This is a genomic window from Sphingorhabdus lacus, from assembly GCF_009768975.1.
In the GTDB taxonomy this organism is placed as follows: domain Bacteria; phylum Pseudomonadota; class Alphaproteobacteria; order Sphingomonadales; family Sphingomonadaceae; genus Sphingorhabdus_B; species Sphingorhabdus_B lacus.
Map to the genome: position 1 here is coordinate 1822857 of NZ_CP035733.1, position 16603 is coordinate 1839459.

Annotated in this window: 12 protein-coding genes; 5 read left to right on the plus strand and 7 right to left on the minus strand. The window is 56.5% G+C overall.

What is annotated here, in order from left to right; translation table 11 throughout:
• Positions 1-69 precede the first annotated feature (69 nt).
• A complete protein-coding gene (locus EUU25_RS08620) occupies positions 70-1641 on the minus strand; it encodes a class I adenylate-forming enzyme family protein (RefSeq protein ID WP_281346989.1) in 1572 nt (523 codons plus the stop codon).
• 147 nt (positions 1642-1788) lie between these two features.
• Between EUU25_RS08620 and EUU25_RS08625 the strand changes: the two genes are divergently transcribed.
• From EUU25_RS08625 to EUU25_RS08640, 4 genes are all read left to right on the plus strand, one after another.
• Complete coding sequence (locus EUU25_RS08625; RefSeq protein WP_158900122.1) at positions 1789-2622, plus strand: SDR family oxidoreductase; 834 nt, start codon at positions 1789-1791, stop codon at positions 2620-2622.
• Positions 2619-3050, plus strand: coding sequence for a DUF4345 domain-containing protein (locus EUU25_RS08630; protein ID WP_158900124.1), 432 nt, complete (start codon positions 2619-2621; stop codon positions 3048-3050). Before EUU25_RS08625 ends, EUU25_RS08630 begins: the two co-directional genes overlap by 4 nt.
• 36 nt (positions 3051-3086) lie before the next feature.
• Positions 3087-4430, plus strand: coding sequence for a M24 family metallopeptidase (locus tag EUU25_RS08635; RefSeq protein ID WP_222848774.1), 1344 nt, complete (start codon positions 3087-3089; stop codon positions 4428-4430).
• Positions 4431-4568: 138 nt separating this feature from the next.
• Entirely contained in the window at positions 4569-5906 is a 1338-nt protein-coding gene (locus tag EUU25_RS08640; RefSeq protein ID WP_158900126.1) for an aspartate aminotransferase family protein, read from the plus strand.
• 545 nt (positions 5907-6451) lie between these two features.
• On the opposite strand, the gene EUU25_RS16635 is transcribed toward EUU25_RS08640, so the two are convergent.
• The 6 genes from EUU25_RS16635 to EUU25_RS08665 form a co-directional block, all read right to left on the minus strand.
• Positions 6452-6574 (minus strand): hypothetical protein, encoded by a 123-nt coding sequence (locus tag EUU25_RS16635; protein WP_281346990.1) that lies wholly within the window; start codon positions 6572-6574, stop codon positions 6452-6454.
• A 328-nt stretch (positions 6575-6902) separates the two neighbouring features.
• Entirely contained in the window at positions 6903-8015 is a 1113-nt protein-coding gene (locus EUU25_RS08645; protein ID WP_158900128.1) for an S-(hydroxymethyl)glutathione dehydrogenase/class III alcohol dehydrogenase, read from the minus strand.
• Between the two features lie 257 nt (positions 8016-8272).
• Complete coding sequence (locus EUU25_RS08650) at positions 8273-9631, minus strand: MFS transporter (protein WP_158900130.1); 1359 nt, start codon at positions 9629-9631, stop codon at positions 8273-8275.
• Between the two features lie 144 nt (positions 9632-9775).
• Positions 9776-11254, minus strand: a complete 1479-nt coding sequence (locus EUU25_RS08655; RefSeq protein ID WP_158900132.1) for an alpha/beta fold hydrolase — start codon at positions 11252-11254, stop codon at positions 9776-9778.
• Positions 11255-11312: 58 nt separating this feature from the next.
• The gene (locus tag EUU25_RS08660; RefSeq protein ID WP_158900134.1) at positions 11313-13421 is read right to left on the minus strand and encodes a CocE/NonD family hydrolase; all 2109 of its coding nucleotides are present in this window, start codon (positions 13419-13421) and stop codon (positions 11313-11315) included.
• 67 nt (positions 13422-13488) lie between these two features.
• Complete coding sequence (locus EUU25_RS08665; RefSeq protein ID WP_158900136.1) at positions 13489-15630, minus strand: CocE/NonD family hydrolase; 2142 nt, start codon at positions 15628-15630, stop codon at positions 13489-13491.
• Between the two features lie 213 nt (positions 15631-15843).
• Between EUU25_RS08665 and EUU25_RS08670 the strand changes: the two genes are divergently transcribed.
• On the plus strand, positions 15844-16596 hold the full coding sequence (locus EUU25_RS08670; protein WP_158900138.1) for a LamG domain-containing protein: 753 nt from the start codon (positions 15844-15846) through the stop codon (positions 16594-16596).
• The last annotated feature ends 7 nt before the right edge of the window (positions 16597-16603 follow it).

Consider the following 16603-nt stretch of genomic DNA (forward strand, 5'->3'; position numbering starts at 1 on the left):
CAATGCCTGTCTGCTGACATCAGCGCCTCGACAAAAGTTTGGCTTGTTGGAATTTTCAACGAGCAACGCCTAGCTTACGGCGCTATCTCGCCCCTTCCAGAAGGGCTCGCGCAGTTGGGTCTTCAGGATCTTTCCGGCGCCGGACAGCGGCAGGCTGGGCATGATTTCCATGCTGCGCGGCACCTTGTACCCGGCAATCAGGGTACGACAATGGGACTGCAAAGCGTCCAGTTCGAGCGTGCACCCCGGCCTCAGGACGACGGCGACGTGAACCGCTTCGCCCATGTGTTCATGGGGGATACCGATGACGGCATTGGCCGCAACGGCAGGGTGGCTGGCGACGGCATTTTCGACTTCGGCGGAATAGATGTTCTCGCCGCCCGATATGATCATGTCCTTCGCCCGGTCGACGATGAACACATACCCTTCCTCATCCATCCAGGCCATGTCGCCGGTATGCAGCCAGCCGCCACGCAAGGTCTCGGCGGTCGCGTCGGGCATGTTGTAATAGCCTTGCATCACGTTTGGCCCCTTGACGATGATTTCGCCAATCTCGCCGCGAGGAACTTCGCAGTCATTGGAATCGACGATGCGGACATGGACATCGAATGTCGATCGCCCGGCAGCGCGCAGCCGGTTCGGGCCGCCATCGGCCACGACATGTTGGTGCCAGGGCAAGGCGCAGATGAAGGCCGCACTCTCGGTCATGCCATAGCCTTGGGTCAGGCGAACGCCGGGAAAGGCAGCCATGGTCCGCCGCAGCAGCGTTTCAGATGCGGGTGATGCTCCGTAGAGGATGTTGCACAGGCTTGAAGTGTCGAAATCGCTGATCGACGGATGGTCGGTGATGGCCTGAAGCATGGCTGGAACAACCAGCGTGTCGGTCACCCGATACCGCGCTACATGATCGAGCACAGCGTCAGGGCTGAAGGCAGGGAGCATGACATGCGTACAGCCGCGCAGCACCAGGCAAGTGGTCATCAGCATGTCGGCGAGATGGAACATCGGCGCCACATGCAGGCCAACGCCGCCTTCGTTGAACACGCCCTCGGCGAGCATCGACAGGCCGGACGAACACAGATTGGCATGGCTCAGCATCACGCCTTTGGGCCGTCCGGTGGTACCGCCAGTGTAGAAGATTCCGAGCAGGTCGTTGCCTCCGGCGCCGGAGTGGGGAAGAGGCACTGAACCCTCAATCAAGGCGTCGAGACCGAGAAGCCCGTCCGCATCTTCGGTTCCGCCCATTAGGAACACATGTTTCAGCCCAGGGCATTGCTCGCGCAATATGGGCACGAGTGCGGCATGCTGTTGATCGACAATCAATGCCTGGCAACCGGCATCGTTCAGAGAATAGGCGATCTCCGCCGGGCTCCAGCGGAAGTTGGCAGGCACGATCACAGCGCCCGCCCAGGCCGTTGCCAGATAGACCTCAAGATAATGATCGCTGTTGAGGGCCAGCACGGCAATGCGCGCACCCTTGATCAGTTCCTTCGAAGCAAGACAGCCCGCAAGCCTTGTTGTCCTTTTGTAGAGTTCAGTGAAGGTCTGGCTCCGTGAACCACAAATTGTCGCTGTCATTTCCGGATGATGTTGCACGGCCCGTTCGAGACCTTGTGTGAATTGCATCGCTTCCCTCTCCATCTGCGCCAGCCAGCCACAACACGCCGCGGCAGTTGGAAATTACGCCTGACCGATGGCTGTGCGGTGTTGGCCAGCCAAAAGTATGGGCCAGCGCTTGCTGGACGAGCGCAAGGCAGCAGCACCATTGTGAAAGGATGCTCGCAGCAAATGATCACTGACTTTATTAGCCCCCACGCCCTGCGCGGGCAGGTGGCTTTCATTACCGGCGGCGGCAGCGGGATCAATCTGGCTATTGGCAGGGCGCTTGCGCTATTGGGTGCCAATGTTGGCATTTGCGGACGCACGGCTGAGCGGCTTGATGCAGGCCGCAAGCTAATCGAAGCGGCTGGTGCCACTGTCTTCACAGCTGTTGCGGACGTTCGCGATGAAATTGCGGTTCAAGATGCCGTCTCCGCCTGCGGCGAGGCGCTGGGACCAATCGGCTTTGCGGTGTGCGGCGCAGCCGGCAATTTCGTCGCGCCGGCAGAGGCGATTTCGCCGAAGGGGTTCCGGACCGTGGTCGAAATCGATCTCCTGGGGGCTTTCCATGCCGCCCACGCCTGCTTCGAACAATTGCGTCAGACGCGCGGGAGCCTGCTGTTTGTCTCGGGTGGCCAATCCTATGTGCCTTTTGCATATCAGGCCCATGTCGGTGCGGCCAAGGCCGGGATCGACAATTTGATGGCGAACCTCGCGCTCGAATGGGGGCGTTATGGGATCCGTGCGAATAGCATAGTGCCGGGCCCGATCGAGGGGACCGAAGGCATGAACCGGATGGGTGGGGCAGATGCCGCAGCCATTTGGAAGGCAATGACTCCGCTCGGCCGCATGGGCAAGCTTGAGGATGTCGCCAATGTGGCGGCTTTCCTAGCCACACCTCTGGCTTCTTACATTTCCGGTGCGCGCATCGCCGTCGACGGAGGGCAAAACCTCACCGGTTCCCACGTGTTCAACCGGGCAATTGGCGAAGCATTGGATGCATCGAAGGGGGAAGCAAGATGAAGTTTGTCAAAGCCATCACTGTTCTCCTGTCGTCGCTCGCCCTGCTGACGGGGGCGATGGACGTCGTCATAGGAGTGGCCGGACAGGCTAACATCGGCGTCGGTAACGCGGCAAGCGTTCCGCTTGATCCGGTCCTTGACAGCCAGGTCCGGTTCCTCGGCGCGGTCTGGCTTGGGCTCGGCGCGATCCAGCTGGTCTGCCTTGGCGACCTGCGCCGCTATAGTACGATCCTCCAGCTTTGTTTCGCAATCGTCATCCTAGGTGGGATCGGGCGGGCGCTGTCGCTGCTCCAGGCGGGTCATCCGTCGAGCGATATTGGCACCGTCTTCATCGCTGTCGCCTTGGCCATCGAACTCATGTTGGTACCGCTCGTATGGCTGGCCTTCCGGCGCGCCATATTGGCCGCCTCCGAGGGGTCCGTTCGATGAGCAAATGGCAATCAACCAAAGGCCGTAATGAACTGAATGTTTGTGAACGCCATCGTTGCGCGATCCGACGGGATATTGCTTTTTACTGCACCAAAACGAATGCGGAACGTTGAGTTAAAGGAAAAAGTCGTGAGCCGAGTTTTCAAAGACGCCCGCAAGGCGGCCTATTTAAATCCGGAGGGAGCCGACAAGCCGCTTCGCAGCCCGGTACCGCTCGACACTCTCAAGGCTGCCCGCGCCTATCGCAAGCAGCGCTTGGTTGACCAGGTTATCAAGCATGATTGCGTGGCCATCTTGCTCTTCGATCCGGTCAACATTCGCTATGCTCTGGATGTGTCGAACATGCAGTTATGGGCGACGCACAACCCGTTCCACTATGCGCTGGTCTTCGCTGATGGCCACGCGATTGATTTCGAGTATCCCGGTGCCGAGCATCTCGCGAAAGGGCTCGATACAGTCGACGAGATCCGCAGCGCCAATCCGTTCTTCTATATGTATTCCGGTCCCTATCTAGAGGAACGGGCCGAACAATGGGCTGCGGAAATCGCCTTGGCAGTATGCGAGCGTGGTGGCGGCAACCTCAGGCTTGGCACCGATAAGCTTGAACTTCCAGGCGCCGATGCGCTGCGGCGACAAGGGCTGACGCTGGTCGAGGGCCAGCAGATGACCGAGCAGGCCAGGTTGATCAAGAGCCTCGATGAGATCGAACTGATGCGCTGGACAATTCGGGTATGCGAAGCGGGGATGGCGCGGATGTATGAGCACTCGCTCCCCGGCAAGACCGAGCAGGAAATCTGGGCGGAACTTCATTTCGAGAATATCCGGTCAGGCGGCGAATGGCTGGAAACCCGACTCCTGACTATCGGAGAGCGCACCAATCCATGGTTTCAGGAATGTTCCGATCATGTCGGTAAGTTGGGGGAGATGCTAGCTTTCGACACCGATATGATCGGACCCTATGGCTATTGCGCGGATCTTTCGCGATCTTGGACCATCGGCCACACACGAATGACCGATGAACAGAGCACGCTGTACAGCACCGCACTCGAGCAGCTGCTCCACAACACCAACTTGATCCGTCCGGGCATGGAGTTCCGGGAGTATATGGAAAAGACTTGGCCGATTCCCGAACGTTTCATGGCCAACCGCTACTCCTGTGCATTGCACGGTGTCGGCATGGCTGATGAATATCCGGGTGTGCCCTACGCCAACGACCCCGCAGACCTGTTGCCGGGACAATTCGAGGAAGGCATGGTCTTCTGCGTTGAAAGCCTAATCGGCGAGCAAGGTGGACGCGAGTGCGTCAAGCTGGAAACTCAGGTACTGGTGACAGCCAATGGAGTTGAGCGGCTCGACAGCTTTCCCTGGGAAGTCCAGTAGCCGCCGATGCGCTTCCAGAACACCCATAAGATTGTTGGGTATACCAAGTGTGATTATGTAGGAAATAAATCATCGGATATCGTTGATTATTTTAGATAGATGAATATTATCCGTATACCTGAACGAGGACAACGCGGAATGGATAGCAGTAATGCACATTGGGCTCAGAGAGCCCGCAAGGTCTTGACTGGACCGCAGAGCAACCTTGCTCCGCCCCTACCAATCACGCCAATCTTTGCTGAACGATCTGACGGTCACCGCATCTTCGATGTCGAAGGACGCGACTATATCGATCTTGCCCTGACGATGGGTCCGCTCATTTTCGGCCACGGGAACCCGCGCTGGATCGCTGCAGTCGAGGCACAATTGTTGAAACTACCCTCCCCCCTGCCCGGCCAGTTTTATTCGCCGCTCGAAGTCGAACTCGGCGAGCGGATGACCAGCGCAATACCTTGCGCCGAGCTCGTCAAATACGGTCTTTCCGGATCCGAAGTCGTTCAGCTCGTGTTTCGTCTCGCGCGGGCCTTCACAAACCGCCCCTATGTGCTGCGCTTCGACGGTCACTATCACGGGTGGATGGACAGTGTCCTGGGCGGCTCGCTCAACCCCGATCCGAATCTGCCTCCTCACCCTATCGACCTGCCTGGTACCGCAGGAGGCTTCAACACTTCGACCGCCGGCCGCTCGCCGGTTGCGCTGCTTGACCAGTACAAGATCGAATGGAACGATGTCGACGCGCTGGAAGCGGTCCTGGAGCGGTACGGCGACAAGATCGCCTTGGTGCACATGGAACCCATCATGTGCAACTTCGGCGGTTGCCCGCCAAGGCCGGGCTATCTCGAAGCCGTTCGCGAACTGTGCAATCGTCACGGCGTACTGCTTTGTTTTGATGAGGTAATTACCGGATTCCGGGTGGATCTGGGCGGCGCACAGAAGGTCTTCGGCGTAACGCCGGACCTCGCCACATATGGGAAGGCGATTGCGGCCGGACTGCCATTCGCGGCTGTAGCTGGCCGAGCCGATGTTATGGGCCTTCTCAGCGATCGCCGGGTCGTGGGAGCGGGCACATTCAACTGCTTCCCCCTGGGCATGGCCGCGGCAATCGCAACCTTCGACCTGCTGGCCGAAGACGACGGGGTATGGTTCCGCAATGTCGACCGCATCCAGACCCGCTTCAGGCAGGCACTACGCGAAATGGCGGCCGCATACGGCCACGACGACCTGTTCCTGCAAGGACCGCGTGGGCAGATCTACGTCGACTTCCTGAAGGCGCAGGTCGCCCATTCCCCCGCAGAGCTGGAAGCCGCCGATGCTGCCCGCCGCGGCGCCTTCCGCTTAATCTGCATGGAAGAAGGGGTTTCGATCGGCGCGGGTAGCCGCATTTACATTTCCGGAACTATGTCGGACGAAGATGTTGCTGAATCACTGAACCGGCTCAACAAAGTTTTCGCAAGGCTGCCCAAACCGAGCAGCTGAGTAGAGACCAATGCCTGCAGCGAACTCGCCACATCGAGCAGCGAGCGCGTCAGACGTTCATCGTCGAGTGATTTAACCGCATAGGTACTCTGAGCGAGCGTTCCGACCGTCGTCATTTTACAATAAGACTCGGTCCAACCGAGGCCTCGATGATTCGCTGGAAATTTATTGGCGCAACACCGAACGCAGTTCTGCACCAGCTGCGCCCGTTAACGAACTGGAACGAGCGGGTCGCGGGTTTTACAGTGGCCAAAGCTACACTATCAATAGGCAAGTAGGGCAGCTTAGGTCGAGTGAGCCATTCGACATTTCAGCAGCCGCCGTCATCCCCGCCTTTTTGCTTTTTGCGCCGGATGCTTGCCGCGTGGCAGCCTTTTTTGCAGCATTCATGACCCGTGGGTGTTGACGGATCGGCCGGAATATCAATTCGGCTGCTCCCACCCATGCAGGTGGCTACTAACATTGAGCGACCCTGCGCCATAGGTGGAACGGGCGCCGTCAATGCGAGGCTGGATATTAGCACGATGAGCAGATGCGCTCCATGATCATACATCGGCGGCCTCCTCATCGTCGATCAGAACTTGGCTAGCATTTGGACCTTTCAGTTCGAGTTCGAAAGCCTCACGAAGCTTTTTGGCGCTAAAGATAATGGCCAGGCGGATTTTCATAAAAGCCCTCGTCCAATCCGGGTAACGAAAATCAGACGAGTCGGTGCTGGTAGACCTGCTTCTACGCTTCTGATGAGCAATTTAGGCTTCATATTGATCATTCGCTGCTCAAGTTAAGAGTGATAGTCATAGTGAATAGAATGAGTTCTCAAGAGGAATTGATGCACTAGAACGTGTGTGCGCCGGCGGGAACGAACTGCTCACTTGCCATCTGGCTTTATCAACTCCGAGCGTAGCCAAGTCGGTTGGCCTTTGCGCTTGCCAAACCTAACACGCGACGCCATCGATTTCATCCGCCGGCCTTGCCCCATACAGACCAAGGTCAGTCTTAATACACTACAACGCTGCGGATGCTCTTGCCCGCATGCATCAGGTCGAACGCGGTGTTGATCTCTTCAAGACCCATGACATGGGTGATCATCGGATCGATCTCGATCTTGCCGGTCATGTACATGTCGACAATCTTGGGAACGTCGGTGCGGCCCTTGGCGCCGCCGAAGGCGGTGCCGCGCCAGTTGCGCCCGGTGACGAGCTGGAACGGGCGGGTGGCGATTTCCTTGCCGGCTTCGGCGACACCGATGATGATGCTGGTGCCCCAGCCGCGATGGCAGGCTTCGAGCGCGATGCGCATCACTTCGGTATTGCCGGTTGCGTCAAAGGTGTAATCGGCACCACCGTCGGTCATCTCGACAATCTTCGCGACCACATCCTCGCGGCTCATGCCTTTGGAGTTGAGGAAAGCGGTCATGCCGAACTTGCGGCCCCATTCTTCGCGGTCGGGGTTGATGTCGACGCCGATGATCATGTTAGCACCGGCAAGCCGCGCACCCTGGATGACGTTGAGGCCGATACCGCCAAGCCCGAAGACGACGACATTGTCGCCCACTTGTACCTTGGCGGTGTTGATAACGGCGCCCACACCGGTGGTCACGCCGCACCCGATATAGCAGCTCGATTGGAAGGGTGCATCTTCTCGGATTTTCGCAACCGCGATTTCGGGCAGCACGGTGAAGTTCGAGAAGGTCGAACAACCCATATAATGGAAGATCGGCTGGCCCTTATAGCTGAAGCGCGTTGTGCCATCGGGCATCAGCCCTTTGCCCTGCGTCGCGCGGATCGCGGTGCACAAATTGGTCTTGCCCGATAGGCAGCTTTTGCACTGGCGGCATTCTGGGGTGTAGAGCGGGATCACATGGTCGCCAGGCTTGACCGAGGTTACACCCGCACCGACTTCCCGAACCACACCTGCGCCTTCGTGACCCAATACGCTCGGGAAAATCCCCTCGCTGTCAAAACCGTCGAGCGTGTAGGCGTCGGTGTGGCAAATGCCGGTTGCCATGATCTCGACGAGCACCTCTCCAGCCTTGGGTCCTTCAAGATCTAGCTCAACAATTTCGAGCGGCTTCTTCGCTTCAAACGCAACTGCTGCGCGGGTCTTCATGGATGCACTCCTCAAGTTTTTAAAGTTAGAGCCACTCAGATCGGCATTGGAAGTCTAAATACAGCGACCTCGTTATGGTTTATTAGGCTTTTGCTCTGGTAAATGACGATCAATGCTAAATGTTGGCGACGATTAAATATGTAAGGCTGCGCGCACAAAATCGAGATAAGTTCTTATAAGAAATAGACTTTCGAAATACATCGCATTCGGAACAGCACTCATCAGATTTGGTTACTTATTGCTACTTATACTTGCCATCAATGAACCCCAATGCCTCCGTCGGTCTCGTGTCGCGCGCCTTTTATGAACATGAGCGCGACGATGCTGATCAATGGTACAGCCGCAATTGCAAAGAATAGGCTGCTTGGCGTCCAATCCCGCGCCATGAGGGCTCCGGTTACCAATGGGCTAAGAATTGAGCCTAGTCGGCCGAAACTCAACGCCCATCCAACTCCTGTTGCGCGCAAGGGAGTCGGATAGAGCCCGGTCGTGTAGGCATTCAAACACAGTTGAGCTGCAAGTACGAACACTCCCGAAAAGAGTGCCATCAATAGGACAAAGTCAGATGCCGCAAACATCCCCAGTCCCGCAATAAATATTATTGACCCGAAATTCACGGCTATCAGTACTGGCCGAGCACTCAGGCGATCACTCAATAAACCGAAAGCGAGGCTCCCGAAAACTCCACCAAGATTATGAAGCATTTGTGCATAAGCACCTTGGGCCTGACTGTGCCCTGCCTCGGTGAGCACGCCTGTTAGCCAACTCCCCAGACCGAAAAGCACAAATTGGGTAGCGAAGAATGTGATCCACAACAAAATTGTTTGAGTGGCTCGACTACCTTTGAACAGGTCCCTTACCGAACCTCGCTCGGCTTCCTGTTCGCCAGTAACGACTTTTGCGTCATTTGCGATCTGGCAGTCTCGATTGGCTTTGCCAAGAAGAGCAATAGCCTTCGCTCGTGATACATCGTCACCCCGGTTTGTCAGAAACCTTGCTGACTCGGGCAGGGAAATCAGAAGCGTTACAACCAAGATCGCCGGCGCGACGCCTCCAGCGAAGAAAACACCTTGCCAGCCGAAGCCATCAATAAGCGCCGGGGCCGCCAATCCGGCTAAAGTTCCACCCAAAGCATGACCGCTAAACATAACCACTAGCAGAAAACTGCGCATTTTCTTGGGCATATATTCCGCAACCAAAGCCGCACCTAACGGGATCGTCCCGCCGATTCCGAAACCTGTTAGCAGACGCAAGACTTCGAGTTCGAAGATGTTGCGGGCGAATCCTGAAGCTAATGATGCTATCGTTACTACCGAAAACATCGTGATCATGACCGGCCTACGCCCGTAGCGATCTCCGAGGATACCACCTATGGCTCCTCCGAATGCCATGCCGACAAGCGATGCTGACAAAGCCGGCGCAAAGGAAGGCAAGCTCAATCCCCAGTCCTGTGCGACGGTGGGCGCGATGACCGCCATTGCCGTGGTATCAAAACCATCGACTATGGCCACCAATGTGCAGAGCAAGATAAGGATTAGATGAAAATGCGAGAATTGCGCATTGTCTAAAATGTCTGACACGACCGCGACATCCGAACGCTGCGCCTTACTCGTCATGCCCCCTCCTTTGATCCAACATACTGTGATATTAAAGGTATACCATATAGACGTATCAAGGCAATTTAAAGCGGTAATGCCTGATAATATCGTCTATTGGTATACCAATATGATCGTCGAGGTGGCAATCCGATGCGATGGACCTCATTCTATCACCCACTTTGTTTTCGGCAATGCGTCAACGCATGTTCGAACAATAGGAGCAGTAGGTCGATCAAAGAACTGAAGCATTATCCCAGCCGCACATTCAGGCTGGTTGATCAAAGTGAAGTGCCAAGTAAGCGGAAACTCTATTATGGTCGACAAACTGAAATTCCTTGAGGTTTCAATGCTCTGATATGTGGGCGTTACCAAATCCAGTTGTCCCGCAAAGAACAAAGCCGGCGTGTCCGATTTTACAACGGCTATTGTTGCTGGATCGCTCGTCGTGAAACCCATACGGGGACAAAAACGAGCCCAATCATAAGTCTCGAATGATGTCATTCTTGCCCCCGATACTACCGCCGCATCAAAGGACCGCGTGGGAAAACCATTGGAATCGGATCGCTCCATGCGCGGAAATTCGTCGCGACAAACGGAACTGGGCCAGGTGAAAGCGGGGTCTTTACTTCCGGAATTGGCTTCTGGATTAGCAAGCTTTCGCCAGGCTTCGTAATCCTGTTTTGCTGCGCGTGAGATCGCGAGTGGAATTCGGCCACGAAGATCTGGATTGGCCAATGCCAGCCTGATTTGATCGAGAAACTCAACATTTGAGATCCTTTCACCTCCGATGTTTCGCGGTCGACGTTGCAAGGCTTTTGCGGCCTTTTCCAGATCGGATTGCAGCTTTGGATACGCAGAGACACATTCCTTCACGGCAGCACATTCATCAAGAAGTTCAGCGAGCGGCTGAAGAACAAAGGATTTGCCGAATGAATTGGATTCAACGCCGGACATGCCATCAAACACGATGGCCTTAATTGCTTCTCCGTCGATGAAATTCAGTCGCTGAGCAATGGTGGTACCATATGAAACACCGTAGACGCTCCAACGGTCGATTCCCAAGGCGATCCGGAGGTCGCGAAGGTCTTGGGCTGCTTCAAAAGCACCGAATGCGTTAATGTCGAGCTTGGAAGCAAGACTGTTGCGACATTTCTCGACGTTTGCTGGATCGGCTTTGGGGTCGGCTGCATCCAGACCTTCCGGAAACTCAGCACAGGACATGTCTGGTTTGCCCCAAGGTGTCGAACCTCGATGATCTACATAGATTAAAGTATTATTTCGCGCGAGCCGATGCGCCAAGGCTGGTTGGCGTTTAAGATTTTTCAGGCCAGATCCATTACCTCCCATTACGAAAAGGATAGGATCTCGATCGGCAATTTGCTGCTCTGGCTGAACCACTGCAAAGAAAATGGTTACATTTTTCCCGGCTAAATTCTCGCGGTTCTCGGGTACGTTAAGTTGACCACACTGCACTCGGCCAGCGATAGCGGCTCCAGGTTCGAATGGACATTCAGCCGATGTAATGGAACGGCTGGGGATGAGCCTTAAATCAGGTGATTTTGCCTCGACCGTCCCCGCACTCAAAGCCAGAATGGCGCCTGAAATGAGCGTTCCAACTCCTTTAATTCCTCGGCTGATCATGATGTGTACCCTTTATCGTCAATAGCTTCCGTTGTTCTTTTCCGAGCCGCGTCTTTGATCAATTACCGTTGCGCGGCACCCGGTTAAACCAGCGACGCGCAAACAGCTTCTCGCCGTTCAGCGTCGCTTCGATCCCTTCCTCGACAATGAATTCGCGAGGTGTGCTCGTCATCGTGGTTTCGACGCGGGCTACAGCTTTCCAGCCCTCACGCTCGGAGCCTCCTTCGGAAGAGAAGGCGATACGATAGGAGTTGACATCGCCGTCGTTGACAGTTGCATCGATCGAGAGCGAATCTCCGATACGCATTCCAATCGGTTCCAGCAGTTCAAGCTCCAACGGCTGCGAAGCCGTGAATACAGCCTGGCGATTGCCCGGCGATCCATTGATGCGTGTTGGACGTTCAACCACGGACTCCCCTTGGACCGGCCGACCCGCAGCCTGCGGCAAAGTGGGGATCGGCATTTTCGCTTCGCTACTTCTCGCGGGACGGATCGGCAGATCGAGTTTCGATATGCCCGTAACCACTTGCAGGTTCACTGCCTCGGGAGTCGGCCAAACTATTGGCCATTGGTTCTGCGAGACGGAGAGACGAATTCTCGATCCCTTCTTCACACGTCGCGAAGTGTGATTGAGCACCAACACTTGTGCATGTTCCACTCCCGGTGCGATAGGCAGAAACGCCGTGTGGTCGGCATTGTGTGCAAGGTTACGGACTCCATAGGTTAAAAGCCAGGAGCGACCATCCGGCGTGACTTCGTTCAGCCTCGCCGAAATCTTAGCCACGGCCTTGTCTGAGACAAACCTCAGCTGGAGCATTGGTTGTCCGACGATATCGATGTCCTGCGCAAGAGGAGCTGTTTCGAAAATTAACGAGCGATCGTCGTCAACCGATTGTTCGCTCGGCGCTTGCGATGCCATGTCCATCGGCGAAAGCAGCGGAATGCCGGTCCCGATTGTGACATCGCCTGGGACATCGCGTTTATCCCGACGCATTTGGCGGCGGCTCAGCGAGCCGTCGGCACTCAGAACATAATTGGCTGCTTGCGATCTTGCCGGCGGCCATGTCTCGTCGGCGACCCAGCGGCCGGGAATATTGCCGGGATAGCTTTGCGCCGTGGTCGCCTCGGCTACGTACGAGCGCAACATTGGTTCGTTCATGATTCCGTTATCATGACCGTTGAGCCAGTGATCCCACCATCTCGTCTCCTCGACAGCCCAGTCGATCTTTGGCCCAGGATCACCGCCCTGCGGCCATTGGTGCCCCCAAGGGCCGATTATTCCCTTGCGCGGACTTGAGAGTCGCTCGAGCACGCGGGGCACGGTGTTGATATATGAATCTTCGAGCCCGCCGACCGCGTAAACGGCACATTGTACCTTTGAATAGTCGGTGAGAATGCGGTTGCGCCAATATTCGTCCACCAATTGGTGGCGCATCCATTCGGAAACGAGTGGAATTTGAGCCTCCAGCCTTTCGAGCCACATTTCCTGCCAACGATCCCCGACTATGGCGGGATCGGGCGGATTGGTCATAACCCTCTTCCAGAGAGTACCCCAAATGACCTTTTCGTTGAGGATGCAGCCGCCAAGCGTGTGCACGTCATCGGTGTAGCCGTTTTCCGTCCCCATAGCCGCAATAATAGCTTTGAGTTCAGGAATAGCTTTTGCTGCGGCCTGATATGCAGTAATCGCGCTATACGATATTCCCCGCATCCCTACATTGCCATTGCACCAAGGCTGCTGCGATATCCACCGTATGACGGGACCAGCGTCGGTTTGTTCCGGAAGGTCATATTCGTTGACAATAATCCCGCCAGATTCACCCGTACCGCGAACATCGACCCTAACCAGCGCGAAGCCTCGAGGAACCAACCATGCGGCCGTCCGGTCGTCGCCGCGCCGCGGCCCTCTTCGCTTGGTGTAGCCATGATAGTCGAGAATGGCCCCTACAGGTTTTGTTTCCGCATCTTCGGGCAAGATGATGCGTGCGGCCAGTTTCACGCCGTCGGGCATTTCTATCCAAGTATTTTCTATAACTCTGATCTTACGCTCGGCAGGCGGCACCCACACGTCTGTGTCGGCCCAGGCTGGTCGGTACCAACCGCCAATCGCGGAGAACGCTCCGACCGTCGCGATAAATTCCCTCCTGCTTCTTCTCAATCCCGACATGTCCATCCCCTCCTCCGAATGCCTAGCTTCGATTAACGCTCCGTCGCGACAAAGCTGACTTGACACACTATTGAAAATCGCGCGGGACGCGCTCATTCCATTCGCGTTCACGAACTACCTTGCCGTCCCTCAATAGTTGACGGACATGCCGATAATGGAAGGCCTCGGCATCGCTCTTGAGCTCCGTCGTGCCGCGCCATTCGACGTCATGCCCCTGCCATTTGCTTTTCATGAACGATCGGCCAACAAAGCTGGCTTTCGCCGGATCATCATCGGCAACGGAAAATTCGACTGATACGTCCTCCCCGTCAGGGCTGGCCCACTGATAACCGCGTGTGACGGTCGTCGTCCGCTTCAGATCGTCGCGCAGGATTTGACTTCTGACCGGGCCGTTCCAGGTCGTTTCAGCATGGCCGCTGCCTGCTGCTTCCGCTTCAGCCACTGTTAGATTGCGGCTACCCATGTCGGCCGCCGCCTTTTCGGCGGCTTCGGGCGCTTGCGGCGGAATGACCGGCAGCGCGAGCGTCGAGCCGCCCTCCCCCACGCCGAGCGTCATCACCAGCGGCTTCGCAGACGGCCAATAGGACGGGAACAGGGCATTGGAGACCGAAATGCGCATGCGGTGACCAGGCTGGAAGATCCATGAGGTGGCGTGAAGTTTCACTTCCAAGGGATACCGGGTTCCGGGCACGAGTGGCTCCGGTTCGACAGATGATTGGCGTTGTGCGCCGTTCAACGCCCCGCCCGTGACCAGCGTTGTTGTCCCGTCAGGGGCTACGTCGGATAGCTTCACGAACCAGTTCGCATGATCAACATCGACTGAGGACAGCAGCGACGCGACCGGAGAGCCAAGAATCTGCAATTCACTCGTCAGCGGCGAGCTTTCATAAACGAGCGCTGTCGCGTCGCCCTCGCGCTGATCCGGAGACACATCGATCCAGCCCAATCCTGCGCCGACTCCCGTACTGGCAATCATGCGCAATCCGTGTTCCGAAGCCGGCCCCGCAATGGGCGCTAGGGCGTGGCTCTCGGTCAAAGAGAAGATCTGTGGCCGGATGGGCGGATTGTTCCAGCGCGCAATCGAACGCCACTCGCCAGGGATTTGCGAGCGCGAAATGATCGGGCGGTAGGGACGCCGCATGAAGACACTCACTTGCGGCTTTTCAAGCACGCCGTTCTGCTTGCCTTTCAGGAAGTAATCCCACCAATCGAGTGTTACTCGTCCAAGATCGGCGGTCGGCCCGGGATAATCCGAGCTGTGATTCCAGGGGCCGATCACCGCCCGCACAGGCCCGCGCGAGTTTTCCAAAGCGCGAATGGCCGCGTTTCGATAGGGATCATGCCACGCTCCGACCATCATTGTCGGCACATCACCTGCAGAGGGATTAAGATCACGGCGCAAGCCGCGGTGCCAGAACTCACCGTCCCTCTGTTGTCGCAGAAATGTAAGGCTCATCGGCTGCTGGTCGAATCGGTTTCGCAGGATTTCCTCATCGAACGGATCCTGATCCGGCGGTGTCACAAACAGCATGCTGTCGGCGGCGACTGTATAGTCGTCCAAATGAAGGATGCCAGAAGGATAGCGAACATCTTCGGAGTAAGTGTCTTCGGTCGCCATGAATGTGACGATGGCTTTGAGCGCAGCCGGTTTCCTGGCACCCACCAGCATGGCGGTGAACCCGCTCCACGAGGTCCCAAACATGCCTATGCGGCCGGTTGACCAAGGCTGGCTCGACAGCCAGTTCACGGCCTCAGCCGCATCATCAAGCTCGGTTTGGGAGTATTCCCGGTCTGCCAGCTTCCCTTCACTGACACCCGTTCCACGAAGATTGAGATAGGCTACGACATAGCCTGCCTTGACGTAGTCGGCATACCAAGGGCGTCCGTGGCTTCCACAAGGACTAGCATATCCATCGACCGTGAGAAGAACTGGGAATCTCTCCTTCGGATGCGCCTTGGAAGGTTTGGCAACGCAGATTTCCAGTTGCACTCCATCCTTCATCACAATCTTTTGGCGCAAGAAGCTAGCTTGCGGGGCATCTTTGGCACTGGCATAGGACGTGGTAAGGACCGCAAACGCTGCCGCGAAACCCAGAATTGTAAGACTCATTTTACGAGAACTGCCCGTAACCAGCCCGCACGGTTCGATCTCGCGCTTCTGTAGCTTCTGATCGCCGTCACTTGCCGAGACAGCAATTTCTCTCGCCATTGTCCGTCCTCCGCTCTGTGAATGGCCGAATCATGCAGCCTTGACCCTACCATACAGTTCTGTACTGTAATGCCAAGCGCGATGAATTCGGGTATCGTCAATATCTCCGGGGGAGCAGATCCAGAGCCTCCCACTGGCGTCAAATCTCAAAGTCTCGGTGCAACGACCAAGCCACGCCCGCAAGTATTCACCGCATCCGAAGGAGTTTGTTGAGTGCACAGAAGTTTTCGACCAATCTCCTGCCTGATCGCCGGGACGGTTGCTGTCTCAGTTGCTGGCGCTGCGTCGGGCGGAACCAAGGCAGTTTTAGACGTCAGGCGCCTAACGTTGCAAAACGTCGGCGCTGAGAATACGGAGTATCGGGACCGCAGAGCCCTTAGACTCATCGTTTCTCCTGAAGCGGAAGCAGCTGATATCGACGCGACCTTCGCGGTGCTTCCCTATCCACCGATCAGAGATTTTGTAATTGAAGCGGATGTGGCGGGAATCCCCGTAGCCGCGGAAACCACCGCCAGAGGGTTTGTTGGTATTGCTTTCCACATCGCCGAAGATCGGAACAGTTTCGAAGCCATATACCTGAGGCCGACCAACGGCCGCGCAGACGATCAGGTGCGCCGGAATCGCGCCATCCAGTACATCTCCCATCCAGACTACCCTTGGCACAGGTTGCGGATTGAAGCTCCGGGGCAGTTTGAGTCCTATGTGGATCTCGAGCCGGGTCGATGGACTCGCATGAAGATCGTGGTCGTGGGTGCGCGCGCCAGCCTATTCGTCAACGACGCAAAGCAACCGAACCTGATCGTCAACAACCTCAAACTTGGCGAGCGTTCGGGGCGAGTTGGTCTGTGGGTCGGACCAGGTTCGATCGCTCACTTCTCAAACGTTGTTATCAAGCCGATTTCTGCGCTATCAAAGCCGCATGAGCTGACAAAAGACAGCGAGCTAACGTCTGCCTTCGTCCGTTAAACGGGAC